General features: G+C 67.6%; 18 protein-coding genes. 12 read left to right on the top strand and 6 right to left on the bottom strand.

Features of this window, described 5'->3' with window-relative positions:
• Positions 1 to 130: 130 nt before the first annotated feature.
• Complete coding sequence (locus tag HB681_RS13795) at positions 131 to 1003, bottom strand: plasmid replication/partition related protein (protein WP_213955387.1); 873 nt, start codon at positions 1001 to 1003, stop codon at positions 131 to 133.
• Positions 1004 to 1077: 74 nt separating this feature from the next.
• Positions 1078 to 2301 carry an MFS transporter gene (locus HB681_RS13790; RefSeq protein WP_345944676.1) on the bottom strand — a complete coding sequence of 408 codons (1224 nt, stop codon included), beginning with the start codon at positions 2299 to 2301 and terminating at the stop codon, positions 1078 to 1080.
• Positions 2302 to 2439: 138 nt separating this feature from the next.
• Between HB681_RS13790 and HB681_RS13785 the strand changes: the two genes are divergently transcribed.
• The 3 genes from HB681_RS13785 to HB681_RS13775 all read left to right on the top strand — a co-directional run bounded on the left by HB681_RS13785 (position 2440) and on the right by HB681_RS13775 (position 3506).
• Positions 2440 to 2823: a tautomerase family protein gene (locus HB681_RS13785; protein WP_213955385.1), complete on the top strand. Its 384-nt coding sequence runs from the start codon at positions 2440 to 2442 to the stop codon at positions 2821 to 2823.
• Positions 2824 to 2907: 84 nt separating this feature from the next.
• Positions 2908 to 3207, top strand: a complete 300-nt coding sequence (locus HB681_RS13780) for a DUF1778 domain-containing protein (RefSeq protein WP_213955384.1) — start codon at positions 2908 to 2910, stop codon at positions 3205 to 3207.
• A complete protein-coding gene (locus HB681_RS13775; protein ID WP_213955383.1) occupies positions 3204 to 3506 on the top strand; it encodes a type II toxin-antitoxin system RelE/ParE family toxin in 303 nt (100 codons plus the stop codon). Before HB681_RS13780 ends, HB681_RS13775 begins: the two co-directional genes overlap by 4 nt.
• A 12-nt stretch (positions 3507 to 3518) precedes the next feature.
• On the opposite strand, the gene HB681_RS13770 is transcribed toward HB681_RS13775, so the two are convergent.
• The 3 genes from HB681_RS13770 to HB681_RS13760 all read right to left on the bottom strand — a co-directional run bounded on the left by HB681_RS13770 (position 3519) and on the right by HB681_RS13760 (position 6218).
• Entirely contained in the window at positions 3519 to 4646 is a 1128-nt protein-coding gene (locus HB681_RS13770; protein WP_213955484.1) for a zinc-binding dehydrogenase, read from the bottom strand.
• Positions 4647 to 4688: 42 nt separating this feature from the next.
• A complete protein-coding gene (locus tag HB681_RS13765; protein WP_213955382.1) occupies positions 4689 to 5699 on the bottom strand; it encodes an aldo/keto reductase in 1011 nt (336 codons plus the stop codon).
• A 78-nt stretch (positions 5700 to 5777) separates the two neighbouring features.
• A complete protein-coding gene (locus HB681_RS13760) occupies positions 5778 to 6218 on the bottom strand; it encodes a tautomerase family protein (protein WP_213955381.1) in 441 nt (146 codons plus the stop codon).
• A 99-nt stretch (positions 6219 to 6317) separates the two neighbouring features.
• On the opposite strand from HB681_RS13760, the gene HB681_RS13755 reads away from it, so the two are divergent.
• On the top strand, positions 6318 to 6902 hold the full coding sequence (locus HB681_RS13755; RefSeq protein ID WP_213955380.1) for a TetR/AcrR family transcriptional regulator: 585 nt from the start codon (positions 6318 to 6320) through the stop codon (positions 6900 to 6902).
• Positions 6899 to 7735 (top strand): amidohydrolase family protein, encoded by an 837-nt coding sequence (locus tag HB681_RS13750; protein ID WP_213955379.1) that lies wholly within the window; start codon positions 6899 to 6901, stop codon positions 7733 to 7735. Before HB681_RS13755 ends, HB681_RS13750 begins: the two co-directional genes overlap by 4 nt.
• A 128-nt stretch (positions 7736 to 7863) precedes the next feature.
• Here HB681_RS13750 and HB681_RS13745 read toward each other — a convergent pair whose 3' ends face one another.
• Positions 7864 to 8892, bottom strand: a complete 1029-nt coding sequence (locus HB681_RS13745) for an HAD family hydrolase (protein WP_213955378.1) — start codon at positions 8890 to 8892, stop codon at positions 7864 to 7866.
• Between the two features lie 390 nt (positions 8893 to 9282).
• On the opposite strand from HB681_RS13745, the gene HB681_RS13740 reads away from it, so the two are divergent.
• The 7 genes from HB681_RS13740 (at position 9283) to HB681_RS13710 (ending at position 15442) form a co-directional block, all read left to right on the top strand.
• A complete protein-coding gene (locus tag HB681_RS13740; protein ID WP_213955377.1) occupies positions 9283 to 9801 on the top strand; it encodes a hypothetical protein in 519 nt (172 codons plus the stop codon).
• 160 nt (positions 9802 to 9961) lie between these two features.
• Positions 9962 to 10411, top strand: a complete 450-nt coding sequence (locus HB681_RS13735; RefSeq protein ID WP_213955376.1) for a MarR family transcriptional regulator — start codon at positions 9962 to 9964, stop codon at positions 10409 to 10411.
• A gap of 29 nt (positions 10412 to 10440) precedes the next feature.
• Entirely contained in the window at positions 10441 to 10998 is a 558-nt protein-coding gene (locus tag HB681_RS13730) for a cysteine hydrolase (RefSeq protein WP_213955375.1), read from the top strand.
• Positions 10995 to 12341, top strand: a complete 1347-nt coding sequence (locus HB681_RS13725) for an MFS transporter (protein WP_213955374.1) — start codon at positions 10995 to 10997, stop codon at positions 12339 to 12341. Before HB681_RS13730 ends, HB681_RS13725 begins: the two co-directional genes overlap by 4 nt.
• Before the next feature lie 106 nt (positions 12342 to 12447).
• Entirely contained in the window at positions 12448 to 13164 is a 717-nt protein-coding gene (locus HB681_RS13720; RefSeq protein ID WP_213955373.1) for an MgtC/SapB family protein, read from the top strand.
• 76 nt (positions 13165 to 13240) lie between these two features.
• Positions 13241 to 14362: a serine hydrolase gene (locus HB681_RS13715; RefSeq protein ID WP_213955372.1), complete on the top strand. Its 1122-nt coding sequence runs from the start codon at positions 13241 to 13243 to the stop codon at positions 14360 to 14362.
• A 105-nt stretch (positions 14363 to 14467) separates the two neighbouring features.
• A complete protein-coding gene (locus tag HB681_RS13710) occupies positions 14468 to 15442 on the top strand; it encodes a LysR substrate-binding domain-containing protein (protein WP_213955371.1) in 975 nt (324 codons plus the stop codon).
• Positions 15443 to 15567 lie beyond the last annotated feature (125 nt).

Genomic DNA, 15567 nt, shown 5'->3' with positions numbered 1-15567 from the left:
TGCGCGGCATGCATGCCGTCAGGGGCTTTGGGAAGGCCGCTCGGCGGTCTCGAGTCGATGTGGCTTTTCCATCTCGACTTGATCCCCCTGGGGGGCGGGCCGGGCGCAGGCCGGCCCTGGGGGCATCACCTCAGAACGGCGCGGACGCGTCCTCGGCCTCCGGCGTCTCGGCGCCGGGACGCGCCAGCAATTGATTCAGCAGGTTCGCCACCTGCTTGCGCAACGCGGTGTTCTCACTGGTCAGCTCCGCCACACGCTTGCGCAACGATTCCACGGTGTCCGCCGAGGGATCGGCCTTCTCCAGGGGCGTCTCCGCGTCAGCGGGCGCTTCCTCGCGTGGCTTGCGCTTGGCCTCGCGCACGCGCTTGGCGGCCTGCTTCAGTTCGTCCTTGCCGGCGGCCGCGGCGGCAACCTGCTCCTGCGCCGGCAAGCTGGCCACGGCCGCGCCCGCGCTCAGCGAGATCGTGCCGGCCTTGATCGCCTCGACCAGTTCGGGCGTGGCCTGCTTCTGGATCTTCTCGATCATCACGACCTGGCTGCTGCTCAGGCGCGCGGCCCGGGCCAGCGCCTCGCGGGAATCGAGCGGTTCGAGCGGCGGCACTGCGTGGTCGGCGCTGGCCGTTTCAGGCACAGCCGCGGTTGCCTCTTCCGTCGCGGGCGCCGCGGGAGGTGCGGAACGGCGCGCCGCCACGATCTCGCGCTTGCGCAGCGCCAGCACGCCGCGCTGGAAGTCGGAGATGCTGCGCCGTCCCAGGTGCTGGTCGATCATCCACAGGTGCACGTCCTCCATCGACTGGAAACGCGTGTTCTGCACCGTCTGGAAAGGAAGGCCGTGCTTCTGGCAGATGCCATAGCGGTTGTGGCCGTCGACCAGCACGTCGCCCCAGAGCACCAGGGCATCGCGGCAGCCTTCGGCCAGGATGCTGCGCTCCAGCGATTCGTATTCCTCCGGGGTCAACGGGTCGATATAGGCTTTGAGTTCTTCGTTGACGACGATGTCCATGGGGCGCGAGATCCGGGCAGTTGCAAAGGGGGCGCAATTGTAGAGATCCGCGCCGGAGGGGTCGTCAGGGAGCCTCAGGTGGCCGCCAGCGCCGGCCGGCGCCGCATGAACTCGGTGGCGTAGAAGGCCAGGGCCAGCGCCACATAGGCCCCGCCCAGCAGGCAAAGGCCCGTCCATCCGTGGAAGGTGTAGACCGCGGCCGCCAGGGCCGATGCCACGGCCGCACAGAGGAAGATGAAGGTCATGAACAGCCCGTTGAGCCGGCCGCGCAACTCGGGCGCCAGCACGTAGAGGCTGCGCAGGCTCAGCACCTGGCACAACTGCACCGCGCCGTCGAGCAGCACGCCCGCCGCCACCAGGCCGATCATCGAATGGAACCGGGCCGACACGGCGCCCAGCACAAAGGACAGCAGCGCGATCGCCATCGCGATGCCGGTCGCGGGTCGCGTCAGGCCCCGGTCCGCCAGCCGGCCCGACAGGGGCGCGGCCAGCGCACCCGCCGCACCCGCCAGCGCAAAGGCCGCGATGCCGCCCTGCCCCAGGCCGAACTCATGCGCCAGCAGCAAGGGCACGGCGGTCCAGAAGGTCTGGAAGGCCGCGAACATCATTCCCTGGTACGCGGCGCGCCGGCGCAGCACCGGTGTGCGCCAGGCGATGCCCGGCAGCGAGGCCATGGTGCGCGCATAGCCGACCGAGCCGTGCGGCTCGCGCCGGGGCAGCGCGCGCCACAGCACGCCGATCAACACCGTCATCAGCACCGCCGAGATGCCGAACACCGCGCGCCAGCCGAACGCCGCCGCCACGATGCTGGAAAACGGCCGCGCCAGCATGATGCCGGCGAGCAGCCCCGCCATGATGTTGCCCACCACCTTGCCGCGCGTGGCCTCGGGTGCGAGGTGCGATGCGAAGGGCACCAGCACCTGCGCCGCGACCGCGCCCGCGCCGACCAGCAGCGAGGCCGCCAAGAACCCGGCAGCCGAGGTCGAGAGCGTGATGCCGATCAGCCCCAGCACCGTGCCCACCAGCGCAGTGGTCACGAGTCGCCGGTTCTCGACCACGTCCGCCAGCGGCACGATGAGCAGCAGGCCGAGGCCGTAGCCCAGTTGCGTCAGCGTCATGATCAGGCCGGCAAGCCCGGCATGCAGGTCCAGGCTGAGCGCGATCGGCCCGAGCAGCGGCTGCGCGTAGTAGATGTTGGCCACGCAGAGGCCGCAGGCCACGGCGAACAGCCAGGTGAGAGCCGGGGAAAGGCCCGGAGCCGCGACGCGGCCGGAATCATGGGAGGGGGGACGGGGCACGGGAAGCCTTGTGGATGCGTTCCGGGGTCGACCCGGGGGCTGAAACCTTAGCATCCGTGCAATGACGGCGCAGCGCGCGGGGAATTCACGCAAGGCGCCGCCGGTCGCCATAATTTCCGTCCACTTCAAGGACTCGCCATGCCCCTCGTTCGCATCGACCTCGCCGCCGGCAAGAGCGCCGACCATCGCCGCACCATTGGCGATGTCATCTACGACGCCATGGTCAGCACCATCAACGTGCCGAAGAACGACCGCTTCCAGATCATCACGGAGCATGCGTCCGCGGATTTCATCGTCGACCCGACCTACATGGACATCGCGAGATCGCCGGACTGCGTCATCCTCCAGATCACGCTGAGCGAGGGGCGCACCGTCGAGCAGAAGCGCACGTTCTACAAGGCCATCGTCGACGGCCTGCATGAGCGGCTCGGCATGCGCCGCGAGGATGTGTTCATCAACCTGGTCGAAGTGCGCAAGGAGAACTGGTCCTTCGGCAATGGCGAGGCGCAGTACGCCGTCTGAACGCAGTCGCCCTGGACCTACCAAGCCTCACTTGGCATCTGTAGCACAACCGTGCTACATTCGAAGTCAATAGAGGGCCGAAACATGTCGACAACCACTATCCGCATCGAAGACGATCTCAAGGAGCGCATTGCTTCTGCCGCAGAGCGCGCGGGGAAGACTGCGCATGCCTTCATCGTGGAAGCAATCGCACAGACGGTCGAGCGGGTCGAAGCCGAAGAAGCGCTCCATGCCGTTGCGGAAAAGCGTTGGGCCAAGTTCCTGGCGACTGAAGAGACGGTGTCCTGGGACGAGGCGAAGGCTTATCTCGGTGCAAGGGCAAAGGGAGCCAAGCCGGCAAGGCCTGCGGCGCGACGGCTTGACCTGCCAACGAAGCCTGGATGACCCGCATTGAACTCGCCCCGGCGGTCTTCGATGACCTCGATCGATTCATCGACCACATGGAGCAATTCGAAGTTGCGAACTTCGCGCAGCGCATCAAAGATCTTGTCGCGGCGTTCGACATCCTTCGCCACAGTCCGTTGATCGGTCGGCCCGTGAAGAATGGCAGGCGCGAACTGCTCGTCGGCCGCGACTCATACGCCTATGTCGCGCGCTACCAATACATTCCAAACATTGACATGGTCCTCGTTCTTGCCCTTCGAAGCCAACGGGAATCCGGATTCAAACAAAAGCGACGATAGGCCGAACGGTTTCTACAACCCCCTGTTCGGATTGATCAGGTACTTCGTCCCCGTCGCCCGCTGGTTGTAGACCGCGATCGTGCCCAGGTCCAGCACGTCCGCCAGCGAGATCTCCTTCGAGTAGTGGCTTGCAAAGGTCGTCTTCAGTTCCGACGCCACACGCTGCTTGAGCACCTCCGCCGCGGCCGGCCCGATCTTGTTCAGGAACGGGAACAGCAGCCATCCGCCCATGCCCCAGGCCATGCCGAAATTGCGCACGAACTCCGTCGGACGCATGTCCAGGCCGCCGTAGAGGTACACCTGCTTGTGCGTGGCCGAGCCGTAGCGGCTGTATTCCCTGGCGGTCCTGTTGATCGCGGCTTCCATGCAGCCGAGGATCTGGCCGCCGAGCCTGCCGCCGCCGGTGGCGTCGAAGGCGATGGTGGCGCCAGTCTCGGCCAGTGCGTCGGTCAGGTCCTGCAGGAAGGTGGGCGCGCTCGAATCGCAGACATGCTTCACGCCCATTGCCTTGAGCAGGTCGGCCTGCTCCTGCTTGCGCACGATGTTCACCAGCGCGATGCCGTCCTTCATGCAGATGCGATTCAGCATCTGGCCGAGGTTGGACGCGGCTGCCGTGTGCACGAGTGCGGAATGGCCTTCGCGGCGCATCGTCTCGACCATGCCGAGCGCGGTCAGCGGATTGACGAAGGACGAGGCGCCGTCCACCGCCGTCGCGCCTTCGGGCAGCAGCAGCGTCTGCGCAACGGGCACGGCGCGGTACTGCGCATACATCGCCCCGCCAATGGCCGCCACCGTCTTGCCGAGCAATGCCTGCGCGGCCGGCGAGGAACCGGCCTCCACGACCACACCGGCGCCTTCATTGCCCACGGGCATCGATTCATCGAGCCGGCCGGCCATGGCACGCAGGCCGGCCTCGGGAACGCTGGCGGTGACGACGGGGCGATCCGCCGCCGAGCCCGATGCCTTGGCCGTGCTCATGTCGGCCGCGCCGAACAACAGCCCCAGGTCCGACGGATTCAGCGGCGAGCCCTTGACGCGAATCAGCACCTCGTCCGGTCCGGGCGCGGGCACCGGCACGCTGGCCAGCGACAGTTCAAGCTCGCCGTTTTTCTTGACGAGCGAACGCAGTTGCAGAGCCATGCGGTCTTCTGGAATGCTCATGAAAGTCGTGTCCTCTGGGTATCAACGGGGCGCATCGCCCTTGCGGTATTCGGCGGTCAGCTCATCGAGCCGTTGCTTGAGATCTGCGGGCAGCTGGTATTCGGCCGCGGCGAGCGTGGCATCGAGTTGCTCGGGCTTGCTCGCACCGAGCAGCGGCGCGGTGATCAGCGGGTTGGCCATCACCCAGGCGACGGAAAGCGTCGCGAGCGGCACGCCGGCTTCCTCGGCCAGCTTGTGCAGTTGGCTCACGGTATTGAAGCTGCGCTCGTTCCAGTAGCGGTCCTGGTACATCGAGCCGGCCGTGCCGAGCGTGAAGCGCGTGTTGTCCTCCGGCTTGGCGCCGGGCGCGTACTTGCCGGTGAGCAGGCCGCCGGCGAGCGGGTTGTAGGGGATCACGCCCAGGCCTTCCTCGCGCGCCAGCGGCAGCAGTTCGCGCTCGATCTCGCGGAACAACAGGCTGTAGCGCGGCTGCACCGACACGAACTGCGTCAGCCGCTTCACTGCCGCAATGCCGATGGAACGGGCGAGCCGGTACGACAGGAAATTCGACACGCCGATGTAGCGCGCGCGGCCTGAACGCACGATCACGTCCAGCGCCTCCAGGCTTTCGTCGAGCGGCGTGTTCGGGTCGTCGTGGTGAAGCTGGTAGAGGTCGACGTGGTCGGTCTGCAGTCGCTTCAGCGACACGTCGATCGCATCGAGCAAGTGCTTGCGCGAGTTGCCCTGGTCCCACGGATTGGGGCCGACCTTGTTGGCCGCCTTGGTCGCCACGATGAACTCGCTGCGCCGGCTCTTGCCCTGCTGGTTGAGCCAGCGGCCGATGATCTCCTCGGTGCGCCCGGTGGTCTCGACGGTGCCGCCGAGCGGGTACACGTCGGCCGTGTCGAGGAAGTTGATGCCGCCATCGGTGGCCTTGTCCAGGATGCGGAAGGACGTGGCCTCGTCGGTCTGCAGCCCGAAGGTCATGGTGCCCAGTGCAAGGCGCGACACGATGAGGCCGGTGCGGCCCAGGCGGGTAGTGGGGAGGCTCATGGGATGGCTCGCAGTGTTGGGGCGGCCATCTTAGTCAGCACCGCGAAATCGTGCTCGCGGCGTGCCAATCGCGCTCGGTCAGGCGCCTGCAGCCGCCTTCGCCCTGGCCGCCAGCGCGCCGAATTCCTCCTTGCCGAAGGCCGTGCCGAACATGCCCCAGCCGCCCTCCACCGCCTCGGTCAGCAGCACCCAGGTACGGGCCGGCAACGTCGCGTCGCCAGAGACCTTCGCGACGATCTCGGTCGCTTCCTTCACGATCTGCTTCTGCCCTTCGCGGTTCAGCGAGCCGGGCGGCGTGATGATCTGGATGCGCACCGTGCGAGCTTGCGCCGTGGCGGCCGTCTGCACTGCCGATGGCGCCATGCGGTGGATGTACGCCGCGGTGTTGTTCGTGTGGAATGGCCCGGGCGTTGCCACACCTTCGGCGCGCAGGACGGCCATCGAGAGGGCTTCGCCCAGTTCGCGGTCGGCGTCGGCGGGGAAGATGTCTGCGGCTGCGTAGACGTCGATCATGGGCATGGAAAGCTCCTTCGAGGGTTGACTATGATGGTGTGCATATATTCTTGACTATGACGATCATCATAGTCAAGCAATTATTCCAACGTGGAGAGAAATGCAATGGCAGCAGACGTTCGCAGCAAGATGGTCCTGGGCGCGGTGCAGTTGCTCGCCCAGCGCGGGCTGCAATCCACGTCGTTCTCGGAGGTGCTGGCGCTCACGGGTGCGCCGCGCGGCTCGGTCTATCACCACTTTCCCGACGGCAAGGACCAGCTCGTCGGCGCAGCGGTCGACCTGGCGGGCGATTTCCTGGTCGGCGCGCTGGAGCAAAAGGCCGGCGCGTCGGCCGAGGCTGTCACAGATCACTTCCTGGCGATCTGGCGCGCGGTGCTCACCCGCTCCGGCAACGGCGCGGGCTGCGCGGTGTTGGCGGTGACTGTCGCGACCGATTCACCGGCGCTGCTGGCGCATGCCACGAACGTGTTCCGCACCTGGCGCACGCGCCTGGGCACACTGCTTCAGCAAGGTGGCCTGACACCCGCCATCGCCCGGCAATTTGCCACCACGCTGATCGCCTCGGCTGAAGGTGCGGTGGTGTTGAGCCGCGCCGAGCAGGACATCGAACCTTTCGATACCGTGGCGAAGCAGTTGCGGGACCAGATTCGCAGGATGATGGCGGCGACCAAGGAGAAGGACAAGAAATGAGCATCTTCAACGAGCCCAAGATCGACTGCCACAACCATATCTTCGACCCCGTTCGTTTTCCGTACCAATCCGACACGCACTACCGCCCTGCCGGCCAGGAATGCGGCTCGGCGCAGCTCTTCATGCAGGTGCTCGATGCCTATGGCGTCGGGCATGCGCTGGTGGTCGGGCCCAACTCGGGCTACGACACCGACAACCGTTGCCTGCTCGATGCCATCGCGCAAAGCGGTGGGCGCTTCAAGGGCATTGCAGTGGTGGAGAACTACTGCAGCCTGGAGACGCTGGCGGCGCTGCAGGCGCAGGGCATCGTCGGCGTGGCGTTCAACCCGGCCTTCCTGGGCGTGGCCTACTACACCGGCACCGCGCCGCTGCTGAAGATGCTGCAGCAGCTGGGCATGCTGTTGCAGGTGCAGGTCGAGAAGGACCAGTTGCCGGACCTGCTGCCGCTGTTGAACGAATCGGGCGTGCGCATCCTCATCGACCACTGCGGCCGTCCGGAGCCGCGCGCCGGCCTGTCGAACCGGGCCTTCCAGGCGCTGCTGCAACTGGGCCGCAGCGGGCGCGCGTGGATCAAGCTGTCGGGGCTCACCAAGTTCTCGCACGAGCCGCATCCGCATGCGGACACGTGGCCGTTCATTCACGAGCTGGTGCGGGCCTTCACGCTCGATCGCTGCGTGTGGGGATCGGACTGGCCCTACCTGCGCGCGCCGGAGCGCGTCGAGTACGGGCCGCAACTCAAGCTGATCGAGCGGCTGTTCCCGGATCCGGTGGACCGGAACAAGCTGCTGTGGGACACGCCGCGGCAATTGCTCGGGTGGGCCTCAGACACTTAGCGCAAGAAGGTGTGAAGATTTCGTAGCGAGGGCGCCGAGGTCGGGCTGAGGACCGGAACCGCACTCTCGTGCGGTGAGGACCACAGGCCCGAGATCGGTGGCCGCAGTAGAAAGATTCACGCCTTCGATCAGGGCTTGGGATCCGCGAAGACTCGCTTCCAGTCGTTCTTCATGCTGACCACGACCCAGTTCCGGCGCACGGCCTCGTCCCAGGCCTTGTCCAGCTTGCCGAAAGGCGACGTGCGGTCGTAGGCGAACTCGCGTGCGGCATCGTCGTGGTGCACCAGCAGCGCAAGGCTGCGTCCGGGGCCGGCAACCGTGTACTGCAGCATCTGCAGGTCGCCGTCCGAATTGCCGAAGGCCAGGATGGGCCGCTGGCCGATGTGCATGTAGATGCCGACCGGCTTGCCCGGGCCGTCATTCAGGAAAGCCAGGCTGGGCTCACGCATCAGCGCGCCGTTGCCGTCGAACTTGACGCCCTGGGATGAGCCAACCACCTGCTCCGGCGGAATGCCATACACGGCCTGGCTCCAGGGGCGCATCACTTCCATCGTCCCGCCCGAGACGATGAAAGTCTTGAAGCCCTTGGCCCTCAGGTAGGCCAGCAGTTCGAGTTGCGGCTGGTAGACCGTCTCGATGTAGGGCCGCTTGAGGACCGGATGCCGCGCCGTGGCCAGCCACTGGCGCACGGCCTTGTCGTACTCGTCGACCGTCATGCCGCTGTTGCCCTGGACCAGCAGTTCGAGCAGCGGTTTCTCGCCGCCTGCCAGCGCGCCGCGCAGGTCGTTGGCGGCCAGCGCCTTGTAGACCGGGTTGTTGGCCCACTCCGGATGCTTCGGCGCGGCGGCGTTGACCTGGTCGATCATGAAGGCGAACTGCGTGTAGATGGGCTGCTCGGCCCACAGCGTGCCGTCGTTGTCGAAGGTGGCGATGCGCTGCGCCGGCGGCACGAAGCCTGGCGAGCCGTCCCGCGTCACGTCGTCGACAAAGGCGACGATCGCCTTCTTGGCCGGGCCGTCGTTCCACGACGGCAACGGGTCGCCGCCGCCGGCAACGCTCGCGCAGCCCGCCAGCAGGAGCGCGACACAGGCCGAAGTGAAGACCGCCGTGGCGTGTTGCCAGCCACGGGCAAAGGGGTTGGAGCTTTTCGGGGTCATGATGCGGCAGGCTAGCGGGCACGGGGCGATCCGGACATTGCCCTTTGGGGCAGAGCTTGCGTGCGTCGCGGCCCGGCTTCCGCCTCCGGCCGGTGCCTTCCGCGCAGCGCCGGCCCTTCGTGCCCGGCGACCGAGGCGCCAAGCGGCACCATCCGAAACGCGACGCGGGAAGATAATGCGAACTTCCTACCTATCTCAGCCTGGAATGCGCGCTTTCAGTGCCAATCAGTCGCCTGGTGAATGCATTGCGGCGGGTGCGCCGATGCGGGCGCGCGCGCCAATTTGCCGAAGGGCACCCTGCGGCGTTGCAGATGCTCGCCATGCACCCGGCATGGCAGTGCCTTGCGCCCTGCCCACTGTCCAGTGCGGCGCGCCGGCGAGACTTGCACCATGACGAAGTTCTGCGAATCCTGCCATTCGGCCAACAAGGACAACGCGAAGTACTGCACCGGCTGCAAGGGCAGGTTCTCGGGCTTCCGCTTTTCCGCCAATACCGTGGCCGCCGAATTTGCCGATACGCGCGAGCCATCGACGGCGATGTACCTGCCGCCATGGAAGCCGGAGCCGAACAGCGGCATCCCGACGGGCAAGATCCTGCTGGTGATGTTCGTGCTCTTGCTGGCCGGCGCCTTCGCATATTGGTATGCGCTGCGTCCTGAAGAGGGGCGCTTGCCGCTCAAGGGCCTCACCACCAACCTCGGGCAGACCACCGCAACGCCATCGGAACCCGCGCGGCCGGTGGTGATCATCGAGCACCGGGCCACGTCGCGGCGGCTCGTCGAAGGCCCGCCGCCGATGGATGCCGCAACGGCTGCAGCGCCCGGGACAGCTACCGCAGGCGCGACCCCTCCAAGGCAAAGACCTTGCACCGAGGCCCACGTGGCGCTGGGACTTTGCCCGAGGCGCTGAGCGGCGGTCTCCGGCATCGGCACAGGCGGCTGCACGCCGACGCCCTCTAGCGGCCCTGGTGCGTCAGCAACACATGCCCAAGCGCCAGCGAGGGGCAATATAGGAAGCTAAACTTCGTAGTTGTCCTGTCCAATGCTCGTCGATCCGGGAGACCCTTCCCATGCCCGCCCCATCCGCCGACCCGGCCACCGAAGCCGCCCATGCCCTGGCGGTCGACCTGCGCATGCTGGCGTCGCAGTTGCGCCGCCGGTTGCGGCAGGAGGCCTCTGTCGCCGACTGGACCGAATCCCAGCGTTCCACGCTGCTGAGACTGGAGCGCCAGGAGGCCGCCACGGTGACCGAGCTGGCGACGGCCGAAGGCGTGCGCTCCCAGTCCATGGGCGCCACCGTGGCCTCGTTGATCGAAGCGGGCTATGTCAAGGGCGCGCCAGACCCCGCGGACGGCAGGCGCACCCTGCTGTCGCTCACCCCGCAGGCACGCAAGACGATTCGCCAGGTTCGCGCCGCGCGTGAAGACTGGTTGCAGCGCACGATCTCGGCCCGCTACTCGCCGACAGAACAGAAGCAACTGAGATCCGCCGTGCGCCTGCTACAGCGCCTGCTCGATTGAAGCCGCCCCACTCCCACCGAAAGACTCCCATGCCCCTGTCCAGGCTCGACGCCCATCCCGCCCTCCTCCTCATCGACCTCCAGCAAGGCATCGTCGCCCTGCCGACGGCGCATCCCACGCCCGGCGTGGTGGCGCATGCCGCCGAACTGGCCGCCGCCTTCAGGCGCCGCGGCTGGCCGGTGGTGCTGGTGAACGTGGTAGGCGGTGCGCCCGGTCGCACCGACCCGCAAGCCGCGCGACCGGCGCCGGGCGCCGATTGGGCCCAACTCCTGCCCGAACTCGGTGCGCAAGCGCAGGACATCCGCATCAGCAAGAAGACCTGGGGCGCCTTCACCGGCACCGGACTGGAATCCGCCTTGCGCGAACGCGGCGTGACACAGGTCGTGCTGGCGGGCATTGCCACCAGCATCGGCGTCGAGTCGACGGCGCGGCAGGCGCATGAACTCGGCTTCCACGTCGCCCTGGTGGTCGACGCGATGACCGACCTCAACGAGCAGGCGCACGCGAACAGCCTGGCGCGCATCTTCCCGCGCCTGGGCGAGACCTGCCGCACACGTGACGTGCTGGCGCTGCTGGAAACCCTTTGAGCGAAACCTTCCGCTCGCTGCGCATCCGCAACTACCGCCTGTGGGCGGCGGGTGCGATGGTTTCCAACATCGGCACCTGGATGCAACGCACGGCGCAGGACTGGCTCGTCCTGACGCACCTGACCCACCACAACGCCACGGCCGTCGGCATCGTGATGGCGCTGCAGTTCGGGCCGCAACTGGTGCTGCTGCCCTTCACCGGGCTCGCCGCCGATAGGTTGAACCGGCGCAAGCTGCTGATGGCCACCCAGGCCGCGATGGGGACGCTGGCACTGGGCCTGGGCCTGCTCACCATCAGCGGCATGGTGCAGCTATGGCATGTCTACGTGTTCGCGCTGCTGCTGGGTTGCGTGGCGGCATTCGACGCGCCGGCGCGCCAGACCTTCGTGGCCGAACTGGTGTCCGATACCGATCTCTCGAACGCAGTGGCGCTTAATTCCACCTCCTTCAATGCGGCGCGCATGGTGGGCCCGGCCGTGGCCGGCATGGTGATCGCCGCCACCGGTCCCGGCGAAGCCTTCCTGCTCAACGCGCTGTCCTTCGTGGCCGTGCTCGTCTCACTGGCCTGCCTGCGCAAGAGTGAGCTGTTCTCGAGGCAGGGCCCGGTGGGGCGCAAGAGCGCGAGCCTGATGGAAGGCTTTCGCTATGTGTGGATGCGGCCGGATCTTCGCGCGGTGCTGGCGATGCTGTTCCTGGTGGCCACCTTCGGCCTGAACTTCCCGATCTTCATCTCCACCATGTCGGTCGGCGCCTTCCATGGCGGGCCGGGGCAGTACGGCCTGCTGTCCTCGACGATGGCGATCGGCTCGGTCACGGGCGCCCTGCTCGCGGCGCGCCGGGCGAAGCCGCGATTCGGGCTCCTCGTGCTCGGCTCGGCGGTGTTCGGCTTCGGCACCCTCGCTGCCGCGCTGATGCCGAATGTGATGGCGTTCGGCATGGCCCTGGTCGTCACCGGCGTGGCGGCGCAGACGATCACGACCTCCACCAACAGCCTGGTGCAGCTCTCGACCGAGCCCGCGCTGCGCGGCCGTGTCATCGCGATCCTGCTGGCGACGCTGCTGGGCAGCACACCCATCGGCGCGCCGGTGGTGGGCTGGGTCGCCGACACCTTCGGCCCGCGCTGGGCGCTGGGCGTGGCCGCCGCCGCGGGGCTGGCGTCCGCGGCCATCGGGTTGCGCTACCTGGTCAGACACCGCGGACTGCGGCTGCGCGTGGAAGGATGGCGGCTGCGATGGAGCATGCAGGCCGCTGCGAGCCCGGGGGCGGTGCGCGGGGGGGTGGCGGCGGAGGCGGCGGCAGAGTTGGCGGCAGCGGGGACGGAGGCGGGGCGCGTGGCTGGCTGATCGGCTGCAGGAGTGGGGGGACGCAGCGCGGGGTGGTGGCTGGACGCCGTGGTGTGCCGCCCTGACAAGATGGTGACGCAGGCCATCGCTGTGGACACAATGGCGCATGCAAGCGCTGCAACACATCGATCCGCGGTCCATGCTCGACACCTTGGTGAGCCTGGGCTCCGCCTTCATCCTCGGCGGGCTCATCGGGCTCGAAAGGCAGGTGCGACAGCGCACTGCCGGCTTGCGCACCAACACCCTGGTGGCGGTGGGCGCCGCCTCCTTCGTCGACCTGGCGCAGGGACTGTCGGGTGACGATGGCGCCGTGCGCGTGATCGCCTACGTGGTGTCCGGCGTCGGGTTCCTGGGCGCCGGGGCGATCATGAAGGAAGGCGCCAACATCTTCGGCATCAACACCGCGGCCACGCTCTGGGGCTCCGCCGCGGTGGGGGCCTGCGCCGGCGCCGACCGCATCGGCGAAGCCTTCGTGGCGGCGCTGTTCGTGCTGGCCAGCAACACGCTGCTGCGGCCCGTGGCCGACCGCATCAACCGCAAGCCGATGCGGGAAGAAGACAGCGAGGCCAACTACACGGTGCACGTGGTCTGCCAGAAGGCCGTGAGCGCCGAGGTGCACGACCGGCTGATCGAATGGCTCGAGGCGCAGGACTACCCCGCGCGCCATGTGGAGCAGAGTCCCTTCGGCCGGGAGGACGTGGAGACCCGGGTTGTCCTCTACGCCTCCTCGGTCGTCCCTGAACAGCTGGACGCGGTGATGGACAAGCTGGAAGCGCTGCCGGGCGTGACCCATGCGTTCTGGAATGCGAGCGCGCAGTCGTGACCAGGACGCATCTGCTTGCCGGTTCCTTGCCAGTCGCTGGACAGTCCACGTTGACGGCCATCCACGTGGTCGCCGAGTGCAAGCGCTTCCAGCCATGCGACTGACGCAGGCCCTGCCCCTGCGGACCTTCGGACTGGCGCGGTTGGCCGCGGGGGTGCTGGCCGCGCTCTGCATCGCCGCGCCCACGCTCGTCGTCGCGCAACAGGTCTTCCCCGGCGCCTCGTGGCACACGCCGGCCGACAACGGGCAGCCCAGTGGATGGTCCGCGGACAGGCTCAAGCTGGCGGATGACTATGCCGATTCGCTTCGCTCCGATGCCTACCTCGTGGTCCACCGCGGCGTGCTGGTGCATGCCTATGGGGACACCCGTCGGCCGATGAACCTCGCGTCGGTTCGCAAGAGCGTGCTGAGCGTGCTCTACGGCATCCAGGTGGATCGCGGCGTCATCGACCTGAACCAGACGCTGGGCACGCTGGACATCACGGACAAGGGCGGCCTGTCGGAGCGCGAGCGGACCGCCACGGTCCGGCAACTGCTGCAATCGCGCTCGGGGGTCTACCACGAGGCGGCTTACGAAACGCCGGAGGCGAAGAAGCGCCGGCCCGAGCGCGGCAGCCACGACCCCGGCGCCTTCTGGTACTACAACAACTGGGACTTCAACACGCTCGGCACCATCTTCCAGCGCCGCACCGGCCAGGACGTGTTCCAGGCCCTGAAGACCGACCTCGCCGAGCCCCTGCAGTTCGAGGACTTCCGCTACCCGCAAGACACGAAGTTCGAATACGAGCGCAGCTCGGAACACCCTGCCTACCTGATGTACCTGTCCGCGCGGGACCTGGCGCGCGTCGGGCTGCTGGTGAGCCGCGATGGCCAGTGGAACGGGCGCCAGATCGTGTCGACCGCCTGGCTGCGCGAGAGCACGAAGTCGTACAGCGCCGTGTTGGGCGGCAACGGGTACGGCTACATGTGGTGGCTGCCGTTCGTCGCATTCCCCGCATGGCGGCTGCCGGGCAACCATCCGCTGGTACTGGCGGACGGGGCCGGCGGCCAGTTCATGCTGATCGACCGGACGCGGGACATCGTGGTCGTTCATCGCGTGGACAACAGCAGGCTCTGGTACAGGCGCAACGCCGTGGATGTGGGTCAGTTCGCCGTGCTCGCCGCACGCATCATCGCGGCGGCGCCTGATGAGAAGTAGCGGGCAGCGCGTACCGACCGGGGGCGCGCCCTGCGGGAAAGCCGGCATTCGCATGCGCCTCGCACGCAGCACAATCGGCGCATTCCACGCTGAGAGCAAGGCCTCATGCAATCCGGCAAAGCCACCCAAATCCAACTCGACATCACGTCGGACCTGCAGAAGTGGCGCGCCTTCCTGGCCATTGCCGAACTCGGGAGCCTGACGCGCGCGGCGCTGTTCCTGGACAGCAACCAGTCGCTGCTGAGCCGTCACCTGAACGCGCTGGAGCGTGAATGCAAGGCCCGTCTCTTCAACCGCACCGGACGCGGCGTCGCGCTGTCGGACGTGGGCCAGCGCATCTTTCCTCTGGTGAAGGCCCTGCTCTCCGACGCCGAGCAACTGGAACTGGAAATCCACGGCGAGGCGCGCGAGCCAGCGGGGCGGGTCACCATCGGCTCGCTGCCCTCCATCACCAATCCGATCGTCGGGCGCCTGTTCAAGCAACTGCGCGATCGTCACCCCGGCATCCAGCTGAAGATCCTCGAAGGCTCCAGCGGGCAGGTGGAGGAATGGCTGGCCGATGCGCGCGTCGACATCGCGATCCTCTACCGCTACGGCACGGCGCTGCACGAGCAGGAGCAGGCGCTGGCCACGGTCGACAGCTACCTCATCGGCGCCGCGGGCGACCGGCTGACAGCGAAGCCGGAGATTCCCTTTTCGTCGCTGCATGAGCTGCCCTTCATCCTGCCGAGCGCGCCGAACGGACTGCGCACCGCGCTCGACGCGATGGCACGTCAGGAGCACATCACGCTGGCGCCGGTGCTGGAGGCCGATTCGCTGCCGCTCATGCGATCGACGGTCGCCGAGGCCCGGCTCTACACCGTGCTGCCCATCCACGCGGTGTGGACGGAAGTGCAGGAAGGCCGGCTGCAAGCCGCGAGGATCATCTCGCCGGCGCTGCAGCGGATCGTTTCCATGGCCTTGGCGCGCACCAAGGGACCGGGTCGCGCCGTGTCGGCGGTCGCGTCGGAAATCGTCAGCATCGTGGAAGACAGCGCACGCAGCGGCATGTGGCATTCCGGTGGGCACAGCGGCCCGTGACAGTCGACTTGACGAATGCAGGCTGGGCCACCGGGATGCAGGACAAGAAGCCCACTGGATGAGCCTCGCGTTGCACGACAGCGCATAGCAGCGTTGCGCCGGGCGCGAGTGCGCGCACGGTCCTT

The sequence above is a fragment of the Variovorax sp. dw_954 genome, from assembly GCF_018449755.1.
In the GTDB taxonomy this organism is placed as follows: Bacteria; Pseudomonadota; Gammaproteobacteria; order Burkholderiales; family Burkholderiaceae_C; genus Variovorax.
The sequence above is the reverse complement of the archived record's forward strand: the minus strand, read 5'-3'. Positions and strand labels throughout refer to the sequence as shown.